We start from the raw sequence: 17200 nt of genomic DNA on the forward strand, positions 1-17200 counted from the left end.
CAAGAGGTAAGGCTGATTATGATGAGGATATACATAGGATCAAATGAGGATGAAATCGATAACTCGCCAAATGCCATTCACGGTTGTTGTACTGGCGGCCATAGCTGTTCTAGTCACCGTTTATAACTACCCACTCTTTTGGGGAATTCAATTTGTGTTCGGAATGAGCGTTGCCTTGGCAACCCTATTTCTGAAACGCGGATGGTGGGGTTTGATTGTGGCAATCCCTGTAGCAGTAGTCACATACTTCATGTGGGGAGCGCCCTATGCAGGCATTTCTTTTACGACTGAAATTATATTCTTAACATTAATAAGGAATAGCCGCTCAGGCGAAAAGATTCTAAGAAACGGGTCAATTCTTATTTACGATTTTATCTACAATGCTTTGATTGGGGCACCATTTTACTATTTATCTTACACATATATTGTCAAGGCGACAGAAGAGACTACCTTACTGCTGGCACAGAAGTCGGTTGTCAATGGAGTAATAAATTCGCTAATTGCCTATATCGTATATGCAGGAGTCACTTTATATCTGAATAGAAGATACGAGAATAGGCAAACCGTATCTATGCAGGCTTTAGCACTAACAACAGTATATAGCGTAATTGTATTTATATCACTTTTCATGGCCGATAGATTGTACGGGAGCGTAATGATAATAAAAGCAAACTCTATTTTTGAAGAAATGGATACGATGGCAACATTGGTAAGCAAAGCAGCAACATCGCAGAATGAATATCAAGACTATGCGATCAACATGGCAATCGAAAGTAAAAATACTGAAGTTTATTATAAAAAATCTACGGACAAAGGATATGCTTTGTACATGAATAATACAGCCAAATACAAGAATCTAGACAAGGACTACTTAAAGGCCAATTCCAGCTCAAGAATATCAAAGATATTGGCAAAAGTAGCAGGAAAAAAAGACAGTGAGATGAAACTTTTATTGCCAAAACCAGAGATTGAACCTGCGAGAGTAAAAAGATATTTGGGAGGAATATGGGTAGCAGACTTCAACAAAAATGGAACGAGCATAAAGATTATTCAGCCAGCACGAAGAGACTTCTTGGTGAGCGGAAGATTTTTTGAACGTGCCTTCCCAATTATCAATATGACAATCATTGGGGGTATTCTATTAAGCATAGTAATTGCTAACGGAATCGAGAAAGAGTTTCTAACTGTACTTGGGAAATCAAAGCGAAGAAAAATGCAGATCCAGGAGTCTGAATATTATCGATCATTAGAATTATCCCCTGTAACAGAGATTAAGAACTTTGCAAAAGAAATCAATCGAAGAACGAACGAAATTAATGAAGCAAAGGCCAGAATTGAAGAACTAAATAATATCGCACAGAAACAATTGAACACAGCAGGAGAAATCCAGCAAGCATTCCTGGGTGATAGCTCGGATGTTGGCCAAAAACCTGATGTGAGCCTCTTTATGAGACCGGCATTGAATGCAGGAGGCGATTGGTACGACGCATTTGATCTTGACAACAAGACCTTCATCATTGTCGCCGATGTTTGCGATAAGGGTGTTGGAGCTGCATTATTCATGTCTGTGTTCCGAAGTCTCATCCGTTATTCAGCGGAAAATTGGTGCGCTGAACCATCAGAAACTGAACCGTTAGATCAGGTCATCAGCAGCGTCAATGACTATATGAGTACAGAGCATGAAGATATGACGATGTTCGCAACTGTCTTTATTGGCTGTATCAGCCATCCAGCGAAAAGGCTTGATTATGTGTTGGCAGGACATGAAGAACCAGTGCTTCTCAACTCTAAAGGGGAAAAACAATCCTTAGAAGTCACAGGACCTGCAATCGGATTGTTCACAGGAGCTGAATACAGCATGAACAGCATCTTCATCGAAGAGGGTTCTGTACTCGTTGGATACAGCGATGGTGTTGTCGATGCAAGGAATCCGGAGGGTGAGTCCTTCGGGCATCCAAGACTCGTCGAGATTGTGCGATGCATGCAGGAGAAGAAAGTATCAGCTCAATCCTTAAAGGAAGAGATAGTTAGTGAGCTAGAAAGACACATGAAAGATGCAGAGCAATTTGACGACATCACCATTGCTACAGTGATAATGTAATTCACAAAGGAAGATAATATGAAACCAGAGCAATAACGACCATGAAATAAGGTTTGAAACCAAAGATGTATTCATGAGCAAAGGACGATGCACCAATTCGTATTATTAGCACGATGAAGCTCAACCTATCAATTGAAAAACACGAAAACATTATTACACCAATAAATATACTGTTAAAGCATACTGAGACAATTGAGCGTCCTATGGAATACACCTGAAGCGAACCGATTCAAGCAAAAAAATTTGTATGGAATAAGATGCGGATCTCCAAATAGAATCTCGAGAAGTATTAATATCGAGTCACATGCAGAATTCATGGAAATTGGCAAAGGAAATCACAAGGATGCACAAGATATAGCTTGCGCGGAAGTAGCAATACAAAAACATTGAAAAATAAGAGATCAAAAAGCGTAAGTATCAAACTACACAATATATACAAAATGATTTAGGAATTGAAGTTGCTTGAGGCTAGAGGCGAACTAGAATTTAAATATATAGGGCTTTTACAATGGGTGCCAACGATCCACACGCGAACCTGCGCCTGAAGACGGGAGCAGGCAACAATTATATTGGAGAGGAAAGTATTAAAAACGTTCTGCGTATATGGCTAGACAAAAATAAGGAAACATTATTGGCACAAAAAAACGTTGGCGAATTTAACGGTGTGATGATGCAGTGGTTTCATTGGTATACAGATGAAGACGGTAATCACTGGAATAGATTAAAAGAAGAAGCACCAAAATTAGCCAAAGCAGGAATTACAGCAGTTTGGCTGCCACCGGCTTATAAGGGAATGAATGGTGCTAAAGACGTTGGCTACTCAACATATGATCTCTTCGACCTAGGAGAATTTGATCAAAAAGGGAGTGTGAGAACAAAATATGGGACTAAGGAGGAGTACCTAAATGCAGTACGCGAGTGCTCAGCATACGGTATTGAAGTATATGCAGATGCTGTATTTAATCACAAGATGGGAGGGGATTCAGAAGAGGAATTTGAAGCAGTTCCTCTAGATGACAACAACAGAAATCATGCACTCGGAATGGCGAGAAAAGTCAGTGCTTGGACAAACTTCACATTTCCGGGTCGGGAGAATCAATATTCCGAGATGAAATGGGGATGGCAACATTTTGATTCTGTTGATTACAACAGTCTCGAACCAGGGACAAGAGCCGTGTGGCAAGTAAAAGATAAACCGCTCGAAAAAAACGTCGATGGAGAGAGAGGCAACTATGACTTCTTGATGGGATGCGATTTAGACCTTGATCATCCCGAAGTAAAAAATGAACTAAAAAAATGGGGTGAATGGATGCTCGACACCACGGGGGCCAAAGGCTTCCGATTGGATGCCATCAAACATATCAATAGTGACTTCTTCGTAGATTGGATTAAGCATATTGAACAATATGCGGGACGAGATGTGTTTGTTGTTGGAGAATTCTGGAGTTATGACATAAATATTCTATGCAATTATGCATCTAGAACTGGCGGTCAAATGTCATTGTTTGACGCACCATTGCATTTTAATTTTCACAAAGCTAGTGAATCTGGAGGATACTTTGATATGGGGTCTATTCTAAATGGAACACTTGTTCGAGAAGCTCCTCTATTAGCAGTTACATTGGTTGAAAACCATGACACACAACCAATGCAAGCATTGGAATCACCCGTTGCGGACTGGTTTAAACCGTTGGCTTATTCAATTATATTGTTGAGAGCTGAAGGATATCCCTGTATCTTCTATCCTGATTATTATGGTGCGAACTACTCAGATTATGGAGGAGATGGGAATCTTCATGACATAAATATTAAAAGCCATCGTTCCATTATTGATCGCTTATTAATGGCAAGAAAATACTTTGCCTATGGAGAGCAATATGACTACTTTGATTCTCAGGATATTATTGGATGGACAAGATTAGGAACAGAACTTCATCCCTATGGTTTGGCTGTACTAATGAGTGATGGGCCAGGAGGTGAAAAAATAATGCAGACAACAAAACCACAGACCACCTACGTCGATTTAACTGAACATTGCTCAGAGATCATCACTACTGATGAAAATGGCTCAGCAAGTTTCAGATGCGAAGGCGGTTCTGTGTCTGTCTGGGTTGAAGTAGAAGCACTTAAACTACATGAAAGTCAAGTAAAAGTGCTTTAACAAGGATCACTCCGAGAGTTGATTAGTCAACATAAGGTTTTTAATATCATCACGGATTTGATTGGTGGCTCCCAGATCAGTAATAAGTTGCGCAGTAGATGAACCACGCTGACCAGCCAAGGTCATTTGATGATCACAAACAAATGTGGAAGCAAATCGCTCTAGACAAGGTTTGATCATCTGTATAATGCATCCACCATCAGACATGGCCTTAATGTACTGATCTGAGGCAAAAAAGCGCTCACGATCTAAACCATTGCTGAAAGTGATTTCAAAAGCAGCATTGTAGTCTTTACCTTGCTTTTCGACATGCTCTACACCTTGAGCGTCAGGTCGTGATGTATCAATCTCATCGAAGACATGATACCTCAGCTGCAAAACCTCGTCACAACGTCCAAATGAATGCATCAAGGTATGGATGAAATATTCACGGAAATCATTTACTGAAACTTCATCATGCTTGCGAACCATAACATGATATCGAATAGCAGAGATAGGGCCATTCGGGTATGGGTCAGGCAATTTGCTTAAAACTGTGCGAGTATTACCTAAGGAAGTGGTATAGCCAATTGCCTTACTAAAAATATTATGCTCATCGTCCATCAAAATCGCGGAGGCAGTAAACCAAGATGTGCGATCTTCTACACTTGAGAAGGTCAGTTCAGCAATACCAAGGAATTGATCTTCTGGAGAATCATTAACAACTATGTTCTTGATTTCAGGAAAGATTCCACCTTCATAGGCAGAGAGATGATACTGCCAGTATTCCATTTGTCCTGGCAAACGTGCGCAGACAGGACCATGAACATCACGCCAGTAGTCGTCAAACTGGGCGATACTGATACCATTACGTTTCCACAAAGGAACGTAGAACACTACTTCATCACGAGGGTCAGCGAAGCTTGCCATTTCGAGGGTTCATTGCACCCACATCTTATGCGAATCCCAAGAAAGCGATCAACCCCAAACATAATATGCGCGATTAAAAACAAATTAAGGACACAAGGAAATGCCTAAATAGAATAAGAATACAATCTTGATTAAAAGTGAAGCCAGGACTACTCTCTTTCCTCTTGATCTTGGCTGCCTTGCCAACTCTCGACATTGAGAGCAGAGGGAGATGGGCTAGAGCCTCTAATGCAACCAAGCAGGTTGAGACTAGTCTTGGAAATCCACTGGCTAATTTCTCAGAAACAAATGACAAGCTAGATGCGATTATAAAAGATTATCAAGGTCGCGCCAAAGAGTTTTCTCTTGAAGAAGCAACTAATTACGCAATTGCCAATAATTCAACGCTTAAGGCTGCCTACAAGAGCGTACAGTCCAAGCAATGGAGTGCCATCAGTGACAAAAGATTGTGGTGGCCTACTGTTTCAGGAGCTGGTCCGATGGGTGATATCACCCGTGTTCCGACCTTACCGTTAGTTGGACAACGCTACGCATCAAAAAAGGGAGGTACTTACAGCACATCAAGCCTTCCAAGCCAACCACTTAGTTCCTACACAGTACTTGATAGTTTGTCTCCAGCAATACAGGCGCGATGGACATTTTTCAATCTAAGCAGAGGTGAGAAGATCAATAGTTCAACAGAGTCAGCGAAGGCAGAAGAACTAATTTTCAATATGTCTGCTCGAGATATTGTTTTAGATATTCATAGAGACTATTATAAATTATACAGCATTCTTCAGTACATATCCGACCTTGAGCATGATTACAAAAATAATGTTGAGCAACTCATTGAGTCTGAAGATAAATACAATTCCAATGCAACCCTTGCGAACCTGAACGCTGTTCAGCAGAACAAATCTACCTTATACAATCAACTCGAGGTTAGAATCCAACAACACGTATCTTTAATTGAAGCGGCAACAGCATTATCGTCGAAAATGGGATTACCACTAGGAACTCTTATTCGACCCTCTAAAGATTTTAAATTGCGTCCATTAGGGGCCTGGCCTATGGAGCTGATGGAGACAATTGAACACGCACTCAATCATCGAGAGGAAATTAAAATCGCTTCCATTCGAGCAAAGTCTTCCAGTCATTTAGCGACATCACTGAGGTACAGCTACATACCGACGATTTCCTTGTATGGCTATGCAGGGTATTCCAATGATAGTGGAATTAACAATCAGCCAGGGACTCAAAAAGAATATGGAAGTTACATGTATGGGCCAGAAGCAAATATTGGCTTAAAAATGAATTGGCAGTTTGATGGAACAGTGGCAGCTGCAAAAGCCAAAAGTTTGGATTATGAATCCAAAAGGTTTGAGGCTCAAGCACAATCCTATAGAGATAATATTGAAGCTCAAACAGCAACCGCATTCGCTAAATACACTATTGCAAAAATGAGTCTAGATACATCCGCCTCAGCCCTAAAAAACGCCCTAGAGGCGAGAAAAACTAACATGCAGCTCTATAAATTAAATCAAATCTCTGCATCAAGTTACTCGACTACAGCTGGAGCCGTGGCATCTGCCTCCCAAAGATATAACAAAGCTCTGTTCAATTATAATAACTCAATTTCCGAACTATATCGCTATACGTCGATATGGCCAACAGGTATTTCCCAAATGATTGATAACGAAGTCCTTGTGATGAAAGCAGACTAAGACACCTGGTTGTGGGCATGGAGCAATTGGCTCACTCTCAATATATGGATATTCTGACAATCCTCACAGGTTTATGCTAGAGCTTGGTTTTCTGGCCATATTGACAGAAGAAAACTTCCTTTAAGATGGAACTGTACTCTCCGAATCCTCAAGAGAAGGCGTCTGCGTTAGGCCACATGCTACAGGGGATTCAACACTTCGGATTGACAACTCCAGATCTTGAAAAATCTCTTACGTTCTACATCGATATCCTGGGTGGCCGTCTTGCCGTTGGTGGTGATGGCTTTTATGGGCCTGAACTTCACAACCTGCTATTTCAACAAGATGAGCTGAAGAGTAAGGAAGGTGAACATTCTCCAGAATTCTATGGAGTTCCAGATCTGAGAGATGGGAATAAAGATGCATTGGACGTACGTTTTATTCAATTTGGAAACACAAACCTCGAGCTTTTGCATTTCAGAGGTGCATCAGAAACACCCTCCGCACCCAATATCTTTAAACCTGTCTCATCATCCGTGGGATTTGGTAATGTTCCCCACGTTTCTTTTCATATGAAATCGAACGTTGATATGGACGAATTTGCAACCAAGCTTGTTGAGGAGTCACACAAACGTGGGCTTACTGAAGTCTCCGTCAACCGCAAAGTAGAGGTTGAAAACCGTGAAGAACTCAAGCAATCTCCTGATAGCTATGCAATCACAGAATTCCCTGGCTCTTTCGATGGATGGGCTCTCATTTATGCGAAGGGACCAAACGGTGAGCAATTAGAATTCAACCAAGTGCGCTCTGTGTGTCGAGACAACTTCATAACTGCCATGGAGCAATACAACAAACTGAATGGCACAGACCACAGCTGGCCACAGGGCTAAAACTTAAATGAATTCGTGGGAGTCAAAGTAATCTATCCTCACTGATTAAAGTGAGGATACAGTTTTTGAAAAGCCCAATGTCTGCTTTGCGTAATGCATACATTATCGGCAAAAGCAATCATGCGGCTTGGAGTAAGGGCTTTGACTCCAATGCATTTTTGAAGGTTTTACCGCATCCAGATAAAAAAGTTGCTTATCAGAGTGCATGGCAAGAGTGGCAAAAGGGACAAGCTGGTTATAAGGATGGACAATATACATATACAGATCCCAACGGGCTTTACTATTCAAGTTGGGGGCCTAATAGAGATGTTGTAGAGCTTGAACTTAAGCTCTCGTCGTTTAATGAACTCAATATCCCAGGATTGGGGCTGCTTACAGCGAACAACACTGGGGATGATTCATCTTACAATGATGATTTCCAATTTTACAATGGCGAGACGGGATTAAGCCATGGCCCACTAATTGTTGTCGACCCAGGCGATACAATTAAAATAAAGTTAATCAATGACTTACCCGAAGATAAAACCTACTCTTTCTATAACGACACCAACTTACACACTCATGGCCTTCATGTTTCTGCTCAAGGGGATAGCGATAATGTTCTAATAACGATTGATCGCGGTGAAACATGGCATACAGAAATCCAAGTACCCGATGATCACTTTGTAGGTCCGGATTGGTATCACCCCCATCTACATGGGGCAACAAATATACAAGTCTCCAAAGGTCTGGCAGGACCGCTGTTAATTCAGCCATCAACTGAAGAAGCGGACGATTTATATAAATTTGACCCGGTTGAAGATCCTGTCTACTGGATGAATCTGCAGACATGGGGCTTGCAGCAAGAGGTACGAGTAGCGTCTAGCACCGATCCGGTCAATCAAGATCCTCAAGGGAATGCTTACACCATTGCAACCCCTCCTAAATTTAGTAACGATGCCGATGGAATTGCAAATTACAACGTTTCTGATGCTAAATATATAGGCTATAACTATATGCCTTTTGGTTATAACCCTGAGGCTCCTGATCCATCAGAGATGGGTGGCTATGGAAATGGTCTGAATGGTACTCCCATTGAGAATATTATTCATACAGTCAACGGACAATATAACCCTACGATTGATGCAAAGGTTGGTGAGTGGAACTTATTTGGTTTCCTCAACTTCTCTGTCAACGCGCATCACGTTATCCAACTGGTGCGGGAGTACGAAGGGCAACTGACTATTGAAGACTTTGAATTGGTCGCTGTTGATGGTGATGTTGCGGGTGCAGCTGTAGAGGGATTGTTAAGTACAACTGAAACGCCTGTCATCGCCCCAGGCGCCAGAATGACTCTTCAGCATGCATTCACAAAACCTGGTAAATACTATTTTTTAAGTAACGGTACTGATGAAATTCTAGGCGAAGAGCTAGCTCCAAAGATTACCAACACAAAAACGAATGAGCAATCAGCGAAAAATGTCGCAGGCAAATCATATTATGGATTCAATGACGGTCACCTCGTTTGGGGACCTCAGGTTTTAGCAACAGTTGATGTAACGGGGCAAGCCATATCTCAAAAACCGGAATCGCCGGAACCATGGGACTATATCAAAAAAGAGAAGGTTGAAATAACGGCATGGATGGAGGAGACCTCTGCAGAACTTGCAAAAGGTAATCTCAAGACAAGAGAGTTCGTCTGGAGCGCATTTCTAAACGACGAGAATGGCAAACCCGCATATGACCGATTTGGCGAAAATGGTGTTGGTTCTGCACCCTCTGATAATGATCCCCAGAGTTTTGAAGGTGCTTACCGAATCAATGGTCGTTATTTTGGCCATTCACCCCAGGAACAAACCGTTCTGGCCATGCCCATGCTGGGCACAACAGAGGAATGGACCATCGTTAATGAGTCTTATGGAGAAAATAACGGTCAGTGGGGTGAGGCGCACCCATTCCACATCCATCAAAACGATTTTGTTGTCACTGAAATCAATGGACTGACAACAGATCAAATCACTGCTTATCCCACCAATCAACTGGCTGACACAGTTTTACTAGGTGGTGCATACCTCGATGGAACAGAATCAGCAGATAATCCCTATGGACAAGCTGCTTCTCTTAACGATCCACGAAGCAAGCCTTTCACGGCAAACATTCGAATGCGCTTCGAAGATTTCCCTGGAGCTTATGTGAATCACTGTCACATCCTCTTTCATGAGGATGCCGGCATGATGCAAGCCGTAAAGGTTATCCTGAACACTGATTCAACCTTCCTGGCTGCTGATCATGCAGAAAACAGCGTCAGCCTAACTCTTGGAAGCGATAAATCAAAGCAGTACCAACTGACACCATACGCGAGCAGAAAGGACAACAAAAACATTAATGTAGCAATTGGCGATGTTAACTACAATAAGTTTTTCGGAAATCCCGCACTGGAAAATAATGCCAATTACAAGGCAGGCACTAAAGGCTTTAGCGACAACATTACTGACATTGTTACGATCCAAAACTCGACGAGTGGTGATTATACTATTCGCATTTTCGATGGAGACGCCGTAAAACAGGCGGTGACAGGTAATTATAAATTCGCTGGCTTTGCACCAGTTGCTGAAGACGATATGGATAAAACATATATCAATGAAGAAGCAAATTTATCGCAACTCACTTTGGAAAGCGATGTGTACTGGGAAAAGAAATCAGACAATCCTGGCGATCACCAAGGAACAGGTGGTACTGGCACATGGGGCATTAAAACGTTTGAGGGAACAACATATATCGAGGATGTTTTTGACAATGAAGGAAATTACGCAGGATGGAATGCCAATACAGATCCCAGTCAAATCACCGGAGCTAATGGAGAAACCATCCCAAGTTCTTATCCACAGGGTGAATTCGTTTTTACATCTAAGAATGGAAAAGACTCCCTGATTACCAGCGAGTCGCATGGTGTTGATGATATAAATCCAGATGGAGAAGGTGAAGAGTTGTACACCATAACCGGTGGCACCGGACGGTTCAAAGGTGCAAAGGGTGAAATTTTTGGTAGCGAATCTTTCTACGGCGGCGCAGATATAACGTTTTCAACAAATCCCAAACAACTGATCGAAGCCAAACCCCAAACATCGATTGATGGCACAGATAAAAACTATATATTGAAAGACATCACACCCTTTGAGGACATCAAATACACCAAACAAAGTGAGACGTCATTGGCCGTCGGAGACATCGATGGAGACGGACACGCCGATATTATTGCAGGCATTGGTGCCAAGAATATGAAGCCGGTGATCGAGATTTACAGCGGAGCTGATTACTCCCTCATGGGACGGATTAATCCATTCAACAAAAAGGGAAAAACAACGATAAACCTGGCTGTAGGTGATATCAATAGCGATAATTTTGTCGACATCATCGTGGGACAGGGTGAAGGTGGCGTTGGAGCCGTTGAAGCCTTCAGTGGTCGTCGAATTTTTGATGTCATTCAAAATTCAAAAGGTATTGAGATCGGCGGTGAAGATGTTAAAGGCATCAATCCTCTTAATGGGCGAAAACTAGCCGATGCAACAAGCCTTTTCACAGGAGACTTTAGGCCTTTTAAAGAAGACAACTACAAAGGTGCGATTGATGTTTCATCTGGTTATATTCTGCCAAGACCTGAGAATAACCAAACCCAAGAAGAAGTTGACGAGCAGGTAATTCAATCCAGCTTTGCCAACCTTATAGCTTTGAAAGTCGACTCAAAGTCAACAAAAAAATCACCATCAATCAAAACCTTCTATTACACAGGCGGCAGCGGTCATGCTGCACATGGCAATGGCGAGATGGGATCTATGGCTATGGCCGTGAGTGAAGACATACCTACACTTGAATCGTCCTTAGATATCAGAGAGCGATTAACATCCATCAATGGATCATTTATTGATTTATCGCCCAATCCAAAAAACAGAGGTCAAGGTGCTCTGATCGGACGGCTTGAGGATGGGCGCGAATATGCCTACACGATCGATAGCAATGAGATCCAAAAAGGAAAAATGCAGACTTTTAAACACAGAAGCACTTCTTTGAATCCTGGCAAAACCATTCATGCCAGCAATGGTTCATCCAAACAAAACAAACTAACTGGAACATCAGGCAACGACCATATCACCGGCAATCAATTCAATAACAAACTCTACGGATTGGAAGGTGATGATCACCTGATCGGTCGTCACAGGAATGACGTCTTATACGGTGGCAAGGATAATGATCGATTAAATGGAGGTTCTGGCCGCAACACACTGATCGGTGGTGAAGGGGCAGATACTTTTGTCGTTGGAGATGGCTTTGACACCATTCGAGATTTTAATTCCTCAGATGATGTAATTCAAATAACAGGAGATTTCCAACTCATTGCAGACAGGAACAACACCCGTATCGAAATGTCTGATTCCAACAACTGGGTTGTGGTGCTTGGGATTGAAGCCTCTCAACTCAATCTCATCTCTTGACCTAATGAGAGTGATGTGAGGTGAAACCCTCTAATCAGTTTCACCGTAACCAGACAACGCTGCAACCCGGTCCGCCGTCCCCCTGCTCAGCATCGGTCACCCGTTCCACGTAGGGAACAGTGTCCAGCCAGGCGCGCAGGCCGCGCTTGAGCTTGCCCGTGCCGATGCCATGGATCACCCAAACCGGGCCATTGGCACTGCGCAAGCATTCCTCGACTGCCGCTTCGGCCTCATGCACCCGCATACCACGCACATCAAGGGTGTTACGACTGGTGCGCACCTGTGCACCACCGACGCCAGCTGAACGGGCTTGCACCTTCACCACCGGCTTTGGAGGCGGCTCCGGCTTACGACCATCCAGGCTTTCCACCGCCGCAAGATCCACCGTGGTGCGCATCACCCCGCAACGGACCGTCAGCTGAAGGCCGTCATCGGAGATGGCCAACACATCCGCAGCCTTGCCGAGGGCCAGCAAGCGCACGCGATCGCCCACCGCCGGACGCCAGCCCGGCTTGGGTGCACGCCTTTCAGGAATGGGGCGGTGATGGTCCTCCAAGCTGCGTAACCGTTGCCCAGCCCGCCGCGCGGTTTCCCCATCTGCGCGCTCATCACGCAGCCGGCGAATCAGCGTGCGAACTTCCTTCTGGCCTTGGCGGATCGACTGCTCCAAGCGTTGACGCCCCTGCTCCTGGTGTTGCGCGGTCTGCTGCTTTTGCTTGTGCCAGCGCTGCAGCAACTCCTCGTGCAGCAGCTCAGTGCGTGCCAAGAGTGCTGCAGCATCTTCTGCCGCGGCCTGTTGGCGCTGCCGTTGCTCCTCCAAACCGCGGATCACACTGTTCACCTCACCATCTCCGCCTGGAGCCAGAAGCTGCTGGGCCTGGTGAAGCACATCCGAATCGAGACCCAAGCGCGTCGCGATCGCCAGGGCATTGCTGCGTCCAGGAATTCCCCACAGCAATTCGTAGGTGGGAGACAAGGTCTCGGAATTGAAGGCCACGGAGGCATTCTCGAAACGAGCGTCGTCGTATTTGAGAGCCTTGAGTTCACCGAAGTGAGTGGTTGCAATCGTGAGCCGGGCTCGATCGGCAAGAGCCTTGAGCAAAGCCGTTGCTAAAGCCGTTCCCTCGCTGGGATCCGTTCCGGCACCCACCTCATCCAACAGCACCAGGGCAGGGGCACTACCGCACTGCAGCGCCTCAAGAATCCGCCCGATGCGCTTCACATGGCCGCTGAAGGTGGACAAGCTCTGCTGAAGGGATTGCTCATCTCCGATGTCCGCCAGCACCTGGGCACACCAGGGCAGGGAGGGTTGCCCTGAACAGGGCAAGAGCATGCCGGCGCGCGCCATCAGTGCAGCAAGGCCGATGCTTTTCAGGGTGACCGTTTTGCCACCGGTGTTCGGCCCAGTGATCGCCACCACCCGCAGCTCCGGCGACACCTCCACCGAAATGGGAACCACGGGCGGCCCATCCGCCCGTATGTGCTGCCACACCAACAGTGGGTGCCGCAGACCTGAAAAGCGAAACGGAGCCTCCGCTGCTGTCTCAAGCTGCGGCTCCACCCCGCCAAGCCAGCGGCCGTAACGCCCGCGGGCCAGCGCAAGATCAAGTGTGCGCAGCACAGCCACAAGCTGGTTGAGGGCGGATGCCTCTTCAGCCACCAGAGCACTCAGCTCCGCCAACACCTTGCGTTCTTCATCGCGAATGCGCGACTCCAGCTCCACCAACTTGTTGCCCATCGTGAGCACCGAGCGGGGTTCCACAAAGAGGGTGCTGCCTGAGGCCGAGCTGTCGTGAACCTGGCCGGGCACCTGGCTCACCGCACCGGCCTTAACCGCCAGAACAGGTCGGCCATGACGCTCGGCAATCACACTGTCCTGCAGGGATGGGGCCAGGCGCCGCAGCAACGCCTGAAGTTTGTCGCGACGCTCCTGGCGCAGCCCGTTCCATTGATGCCGCAGCGCCGACAACGCCGAGCTGGATCGATCAGCAACGCGGCCCCCCTCTTCGAGGGCAAATTTGAGCCGCTGCTCCAACTCCGGCAGCGTCACCATCGTTTCAATCAACGCAGTGCACACCGGGCGTAGCTCGGGGTCGTCGATCTGACGGCGCAAGCGACGGGCCGCTGCCAACGTTTCCGCCACGGACAGCAGCTCTTCACCGGAGGCCACCCCACCCTTGCTGCAGCGCAGCACCACTGGCTCAAGGTTCTGCACGCCGCGGAAGCTGAGTCCCCCTTCGGTGAGGTCATCGAGCACCGCCATTTCAACGGTCTCAGCCAGGCGTTGTTTCGACTCATCCAGAGTGCCCGGCAGCGGTTGAACCCGGGCCGCATCACGACCCATGCCGGTGCTGGCAAAGCCGCTGAGATGGTCACAGACCCGATGCCACTCCAGCAGTTCAAGGGTTTCCTGCTGAGCCCTATCCGCCTCTTGACTCAAGTCAATTGCAGTTGGAGGGGATGCCACCGGGGGGTTCATAAAGCATTTCGAGCCAGTTGCCTTCCGGGTCTTTCAGATAGAAAGACGCCGTGCCGTCGCGGTGGTCATGGACAGCACCAACGTGCACACCCTGCGCTTTGAGACGGTCGTGAATCACATCCACCTGCTCACGATCGCGGAAATGGAAGGCGAAATGTGGGCCAGCGGCCTTGTAATTCGGGCCTAACAAGGCGAGCCCGTCGCGTCCTTCCCCGGCTTCCAGATAGCACCAGTCGTCGGCGCGCCAGACCAGATGCATGCCCAGATCGGTGTAGAAGGCAACAGCCCGATCGACGTTCTCAACGCGAATCGCAACGTGACCGAGACGATCCACACCCTTGGGTTGATCGGCTGTTGCCATCGGATCAGGCCTCCTTCAACCAGGCCGCTGCATCGCAGGCGTGGTACGTGAGGATCAGATCGGCACCGGCGCGCTTGAAGCTCAGCAAGGTCTCCAGCACGACAGCCTTTTCATCGATCCAGCCCCTCTCCGCCGCGGCCTTCACCATCGAATACTCACCACTCACGTTGTAGGCAGCGATGGGGAGTTCCGACTCCTCGCGCAGACGGTGAATGATATCGAGATAAGCCAAACCAGGCTTCACCATCATGATGTCGGCGCCCTCCTGCTCATCGAGCTGGGCCTCGGTAATGGCTTCCCGAGCATTGGCGGGATCCATCTGATAGGTGTCTTTGTTTTTGGGGATCGGCTTGCTGCCGGCGGCACGCGGGGCGGAGTCGAGGGCCTCGCGGAAGGGTCCGTAGTACGCGGAGGAGTACTTCGCCGTGTAGCTGATGATGCCCACATGTTCGAAGCCTTCATCGTCGAGGGCTTCCCGGATGGCGCCGACCCGGCCGTCCATCATGTCGCTTGGGCCGATCAGATCAGCGCCCGCTTCAGCCTGCACAACGGCCTGCTTGCAAAGCAGTTCAATCGTCTCGTCGTTGAGGACCACGCCGTCCTGACTGACGATCCCGTCATGACCATCGCAGGAGTAGGGATCCAGGGCGACGTCGGTCATGATCGCCATCTCAGGAATGGCTTCCTTAATCTGACGGATTGCCCGAGGAATCAGGCCATTGGCGTTGAAGCATTCAGCCCCGTCTTCGGTCTTCAGCCCCTCAGACACCTTCGGGAAGAGAACGATGCAACGCACCCCCAGGTCGTAAGCGCGCTGCACTTCGCCGGTAAGGGCTGCCAAGCTCCAACGGCTAGCACCAGGCATGGCACCGATCGGCTCCACCTCAGCGCCTTCATGCACAAAGAGGGGATAGATGAAGTCTGCAGCCGAGAGGCTGTGCTCACGCACCATGGCGCGTAGGGCGGGCGTACGCCGAAGACGACGGGGGCGGTAGGTGAGCTCCATCAGACCCAAACACAAGGTGTGATCGTAAGGGTCACCCGATCAGAGGGCCGCCGAACGAAGCCACTCTTGACGTGGATGGTCCGTGCGCTTGGCACGCAACTGCTCGAGCAAGCGACGCTCCTCCTCACTCCATGAGGGCGGCATGGCCAGCGTCAGCGTGAGTAGGAGATCACCGCGACCGGTCTTCGACGGCCAGCCTTTGCCCTTCAGCCGCAGGCTGCGGCCCGGGGCGGTGCCGGCCGGAATGCTCACCTGGGCATCACCATCGGGCGTCATCACCGAGACCATGCCTCCAAGAGCCAGTTCATCAAGGCTGACGGGCAGATCGGCCCGCAGCTGATCCGACTCCAGGCGCCAGATCGGGTGCTCCTGAACCTTGAGGTTGAGGTAGAGGTCGCCCCGCCGTCCGGTTCCCGGTTGCAGGTTGCCCTTGCCCTTCAAACGCAGACGCGAGCCGTTCTTCACCCCGGCAGGGATACGCACCTGAACGCGCTCGTTATTGACCGAGAGGCTGCGTTCGCCACCGCGGAAGGCCTCCGCGAAGGTCACATTCACCGAAGCTTCGGCATCCAGATTCACCGGAGCGCGTGAAGCCTTGGCACCACGGGGGAAACCGCCTCCTGCGAATCCACCGCCGGGGAATCCACCCCCAGGGAAACCTCCCCCCTGAAAACCGCCGCCAGCCGGTCCACCGAAACGGCCCAACAGGTCGTTAATGAAATCATCGAAATTGCCGTAGCGACCGAAGTCAACATCCATGCCAGGAGCTGCTCCCCCGCCCATGCCGCCGGCCTGATTCCAGTACTGGCCGAACTGCTCATAACGACGCCGTTTCTCAGGATCGGAGAGCACTTCGTAGGCCTCACTGATCTCCTTGAACCGCGCTTCAGCCTGGGCATCACCGGGGTTGACGTCAGGGTGGTATTGGCGCGCCAGGCTGCGAAAGGCTTTCTTGATGGCAGTGGCATCGGCACTGCGATCGACACCGAGCACCTGGAAATAGTCCTTGTATCCGCTGCCTGCCATACCCATTCAGTGGTGATAACAGTCTCGCCGCAACAGGGCTTGCGTGGTTACTTCCGCATGGAGGGAAGCCCGAACGCACCAATGCGACCTAGCTTCAGACCAACCGCTGGATCAGC

The 17200-nt window shown here is 47.9% G+C and carries 10 protein-coding genes; 5 read left to right on the plus strand and 5 right to left on the minus strand.

What is annotated here, in order from left to right; all coding sequences use genetic code 11:
* Positions 1-70: 70 nt before the first annotated feature.
* The gene (locus Q3Y53_RS12545; RefSeq protein ID WP_303536626.1) at positions 71-2101 is read left to right on the plus strand and encodes a PP2C family protein-serine/threonine phosphatase; all 2031 of its coding nucleotides are present in this window, start codon (positions 71-73) and stop codon (positions 2099-2101) included.
* 508 nt (positions 2102-2609) lie between these two features.
* Positions 2610-4262: an alpha-amylase gene (locus Q3Y53_RS12550; RefSeq protein WP_303536628.1), complete on the plus strand. Its 1653-nt coding sequence runs from the start codon at positions 2610-2612 to the stop codon at positions 4260-4262.
* 6 nt (positions 4263-4268) lie between these two features.
* On the opposite strand, the gene Q3Y53_RS12555 is transcribed toward Q3Y53_RS12550, so the two are convergent.
* Positions 4269-5171 (minus strand): EthD domain-containing protein, encoded by a 903-nt coding sequence (locus Q3Y53_RS12555; protein WP_303536631.1) that lies wholly within the window; start codon positions 5169-5171, stop codon positions 4269-4271.
* A 170-nt stretch (positions 5172-5341) separates the two neighbouring features.
* Here Q3Y53_RS12555 and Q3Y53_RS12560 point away from each other — a divergent pair, with 170 nt between their 5' ends.
* The 3 genes from Q3Y53_RS12560 (at position 5342) to Q3Y53_RS12570 (ending at position 12212) form a co-directional block, all read left to right on the plus strand.
* On the plus strand, positions 5342-6874 hold the full coding sequence (locus Q3Y53_RS12560; RefSeq protein WP_303536634.1) for a TolC family protein: 1533 nt from the start codon (positions 5342-5344) through the stop codon (positions 6872-6874).
* Positions 6875-6999: 125 nt separating this feature from the next.
* Positions 7000-7743 (plus strand): VOC family protein, encoded by a 744-nt coding sequence (locus Q3Y53_RS12565; protein ID WP_303536637.1) that lies wholly within the window; start codon positions 7000-7002, stop codon positions 7741-7743.
* Between the two features lie 77 nt (positions 7744-7820).
* Positions 7821-12212, plus strand: a complete 4392-nt coding sequence (locus tag Q3Y53_RS12570; protein ID WP_303536640.1) for a multicopper oxidase domain-containing protein — start codon at positions 7821-7823, stop codon at positions 12210-12212.
* Positions 12213-12252: 40 nt separating this feature from the next.
* Here Q3Y53_RS12570 and Q3Y53_RS12575 read toward each other — a convergent pair whose 3' ends face one another.
* Genes Q3Y53_RS12575 through Q3Y53_RS12590 form a run of 4 tightly spaced genes read right to left on the minus strand, consistent with a single transcriptional unit; the run spans position 12253 to position 17084 of the window.
* A complete protein-coding gene (locus Q3Y53_RS12575; protein WP_303536642.1) occupies positions 12253-14691 on the minus strand; it encodes an endonuclease MutS2 in 2439 nt (812 codons plus the stop codon).
* Positions 14654-15052, minus strand: coding sequence for a VOC family protein (locus Q3Y53_RS12580; RefSeq protein WP_226426133.1), 399 nt, complete (start codon positions 15050-15052; stop codon positions 14654-14656). Before Q3Y53_RS12580 ends, Q3Y53_RS12575 begins: the two co-directional genes overlap by 38 nt.
* A 4-nt stretch (positions 15053-15056) precedes the next feature.
* Complete coding sequence (gene hemB / locus Q3Y53_RS12585) at positions 15057-16058, minus strand: porphobilinogen synthase (protein WP_226426132.1); 1002 nt, start codon at positions 16056-16058, stop codon at positions 15057-15059.
* Between the two features lie 39 nt (positions 16059-16097).
* A complete protein-coding gene (locus Q3Y53_RS12590) occupies positions 16098-17084 on the minus strand; it encodes a J domain-containing protein (RefSeq protein WP_303536646.1) in 987 nt (328 codons plus the stop codon).
* Between the last annotated feature and the right edge of the window lie 116 nt (positions 17085-17200).

The organism is Synechococcus sp. YX-04-1 (assembly GCF_030546365.1).
Taxonomy (GTDB): Bacteria; Cyanobacteriota; Cyanobacteriia; order PCC-6307; family Cyanobiaceae; genus Parasynechococcus.

What these genes read in the sequence shown, in the direction of transcription:
- Q3Y53_RS12555 (WP_303536631.1), bottom strand. Translation starts at nt 5,171, where the DNA reads ATGGCAAGCTTCGCTGACCCTCGTGATGAAGTAGTGTTCTACGTTCCT.
- Q3Y53_RS12550 (WP_303536628.1), top strand. Translation starts at nt 2,610, where the DNA reads ATGGGTGCCAACGATCCACACGCGAACCTGCGCCTGAAGACGGGAGCA.
- Q3Y53_RS12575 (WP_303536642.1), bottom strand. Translation starts at nt 14,691, where the DNA reads ATGAACCCCCCGGTGGCATCCCCTCCAACTGCAATTGACTTGAGTCAA.
- Q3Y53_RS12545 (WP_303536626.1), top strand. Translation starts at nt 71, where the DNA reads ATGCCATTCACGGTTGTTGTACTGGCGGCCATAGCTGTTCTAGTCACC.
- hemB (WP_226426132.1), bottom strand. Translation starts at nt 16,058, where the DNA reads ATGGAGCTCACCTACCGCCCCCGTCGTCTTCGGCGTACGCCCGCCCTA.
- Q3Y53_RS12580 (WP_226426133.1), bottom strand. Translation starts at nt 15,052, where the DNA reads ATGGCAACAGCCGATCAACCCAAGGGTGTGGATCGTCTCGGTCACGTT.
- Q3Y53_RS12565 (WP_303536637.1), top strand. Translation starts at nt 7,000, where the DNA reads ATGGAACTGTACTCTCCGAATCCTCAAGAGAAGGCGTCTGCGTTAGGC.
- Q3Y53_RS12590 (WP_303536646.1), bottom strand. Translation starts at nt 17,084, where the DNA reads ATGGCAGGCAGCGGATACAAGGACTATTTCCAGGTGCTCGGTGTCGAT.
- Q3Y53_RS12570 (WP_303536640.1), top strand. Translation starts at nt 7,821, where the DNA reads ATGTCTGCTTTGCGTAATGCATACATTATCGGCAAAAGCAATCATGCG.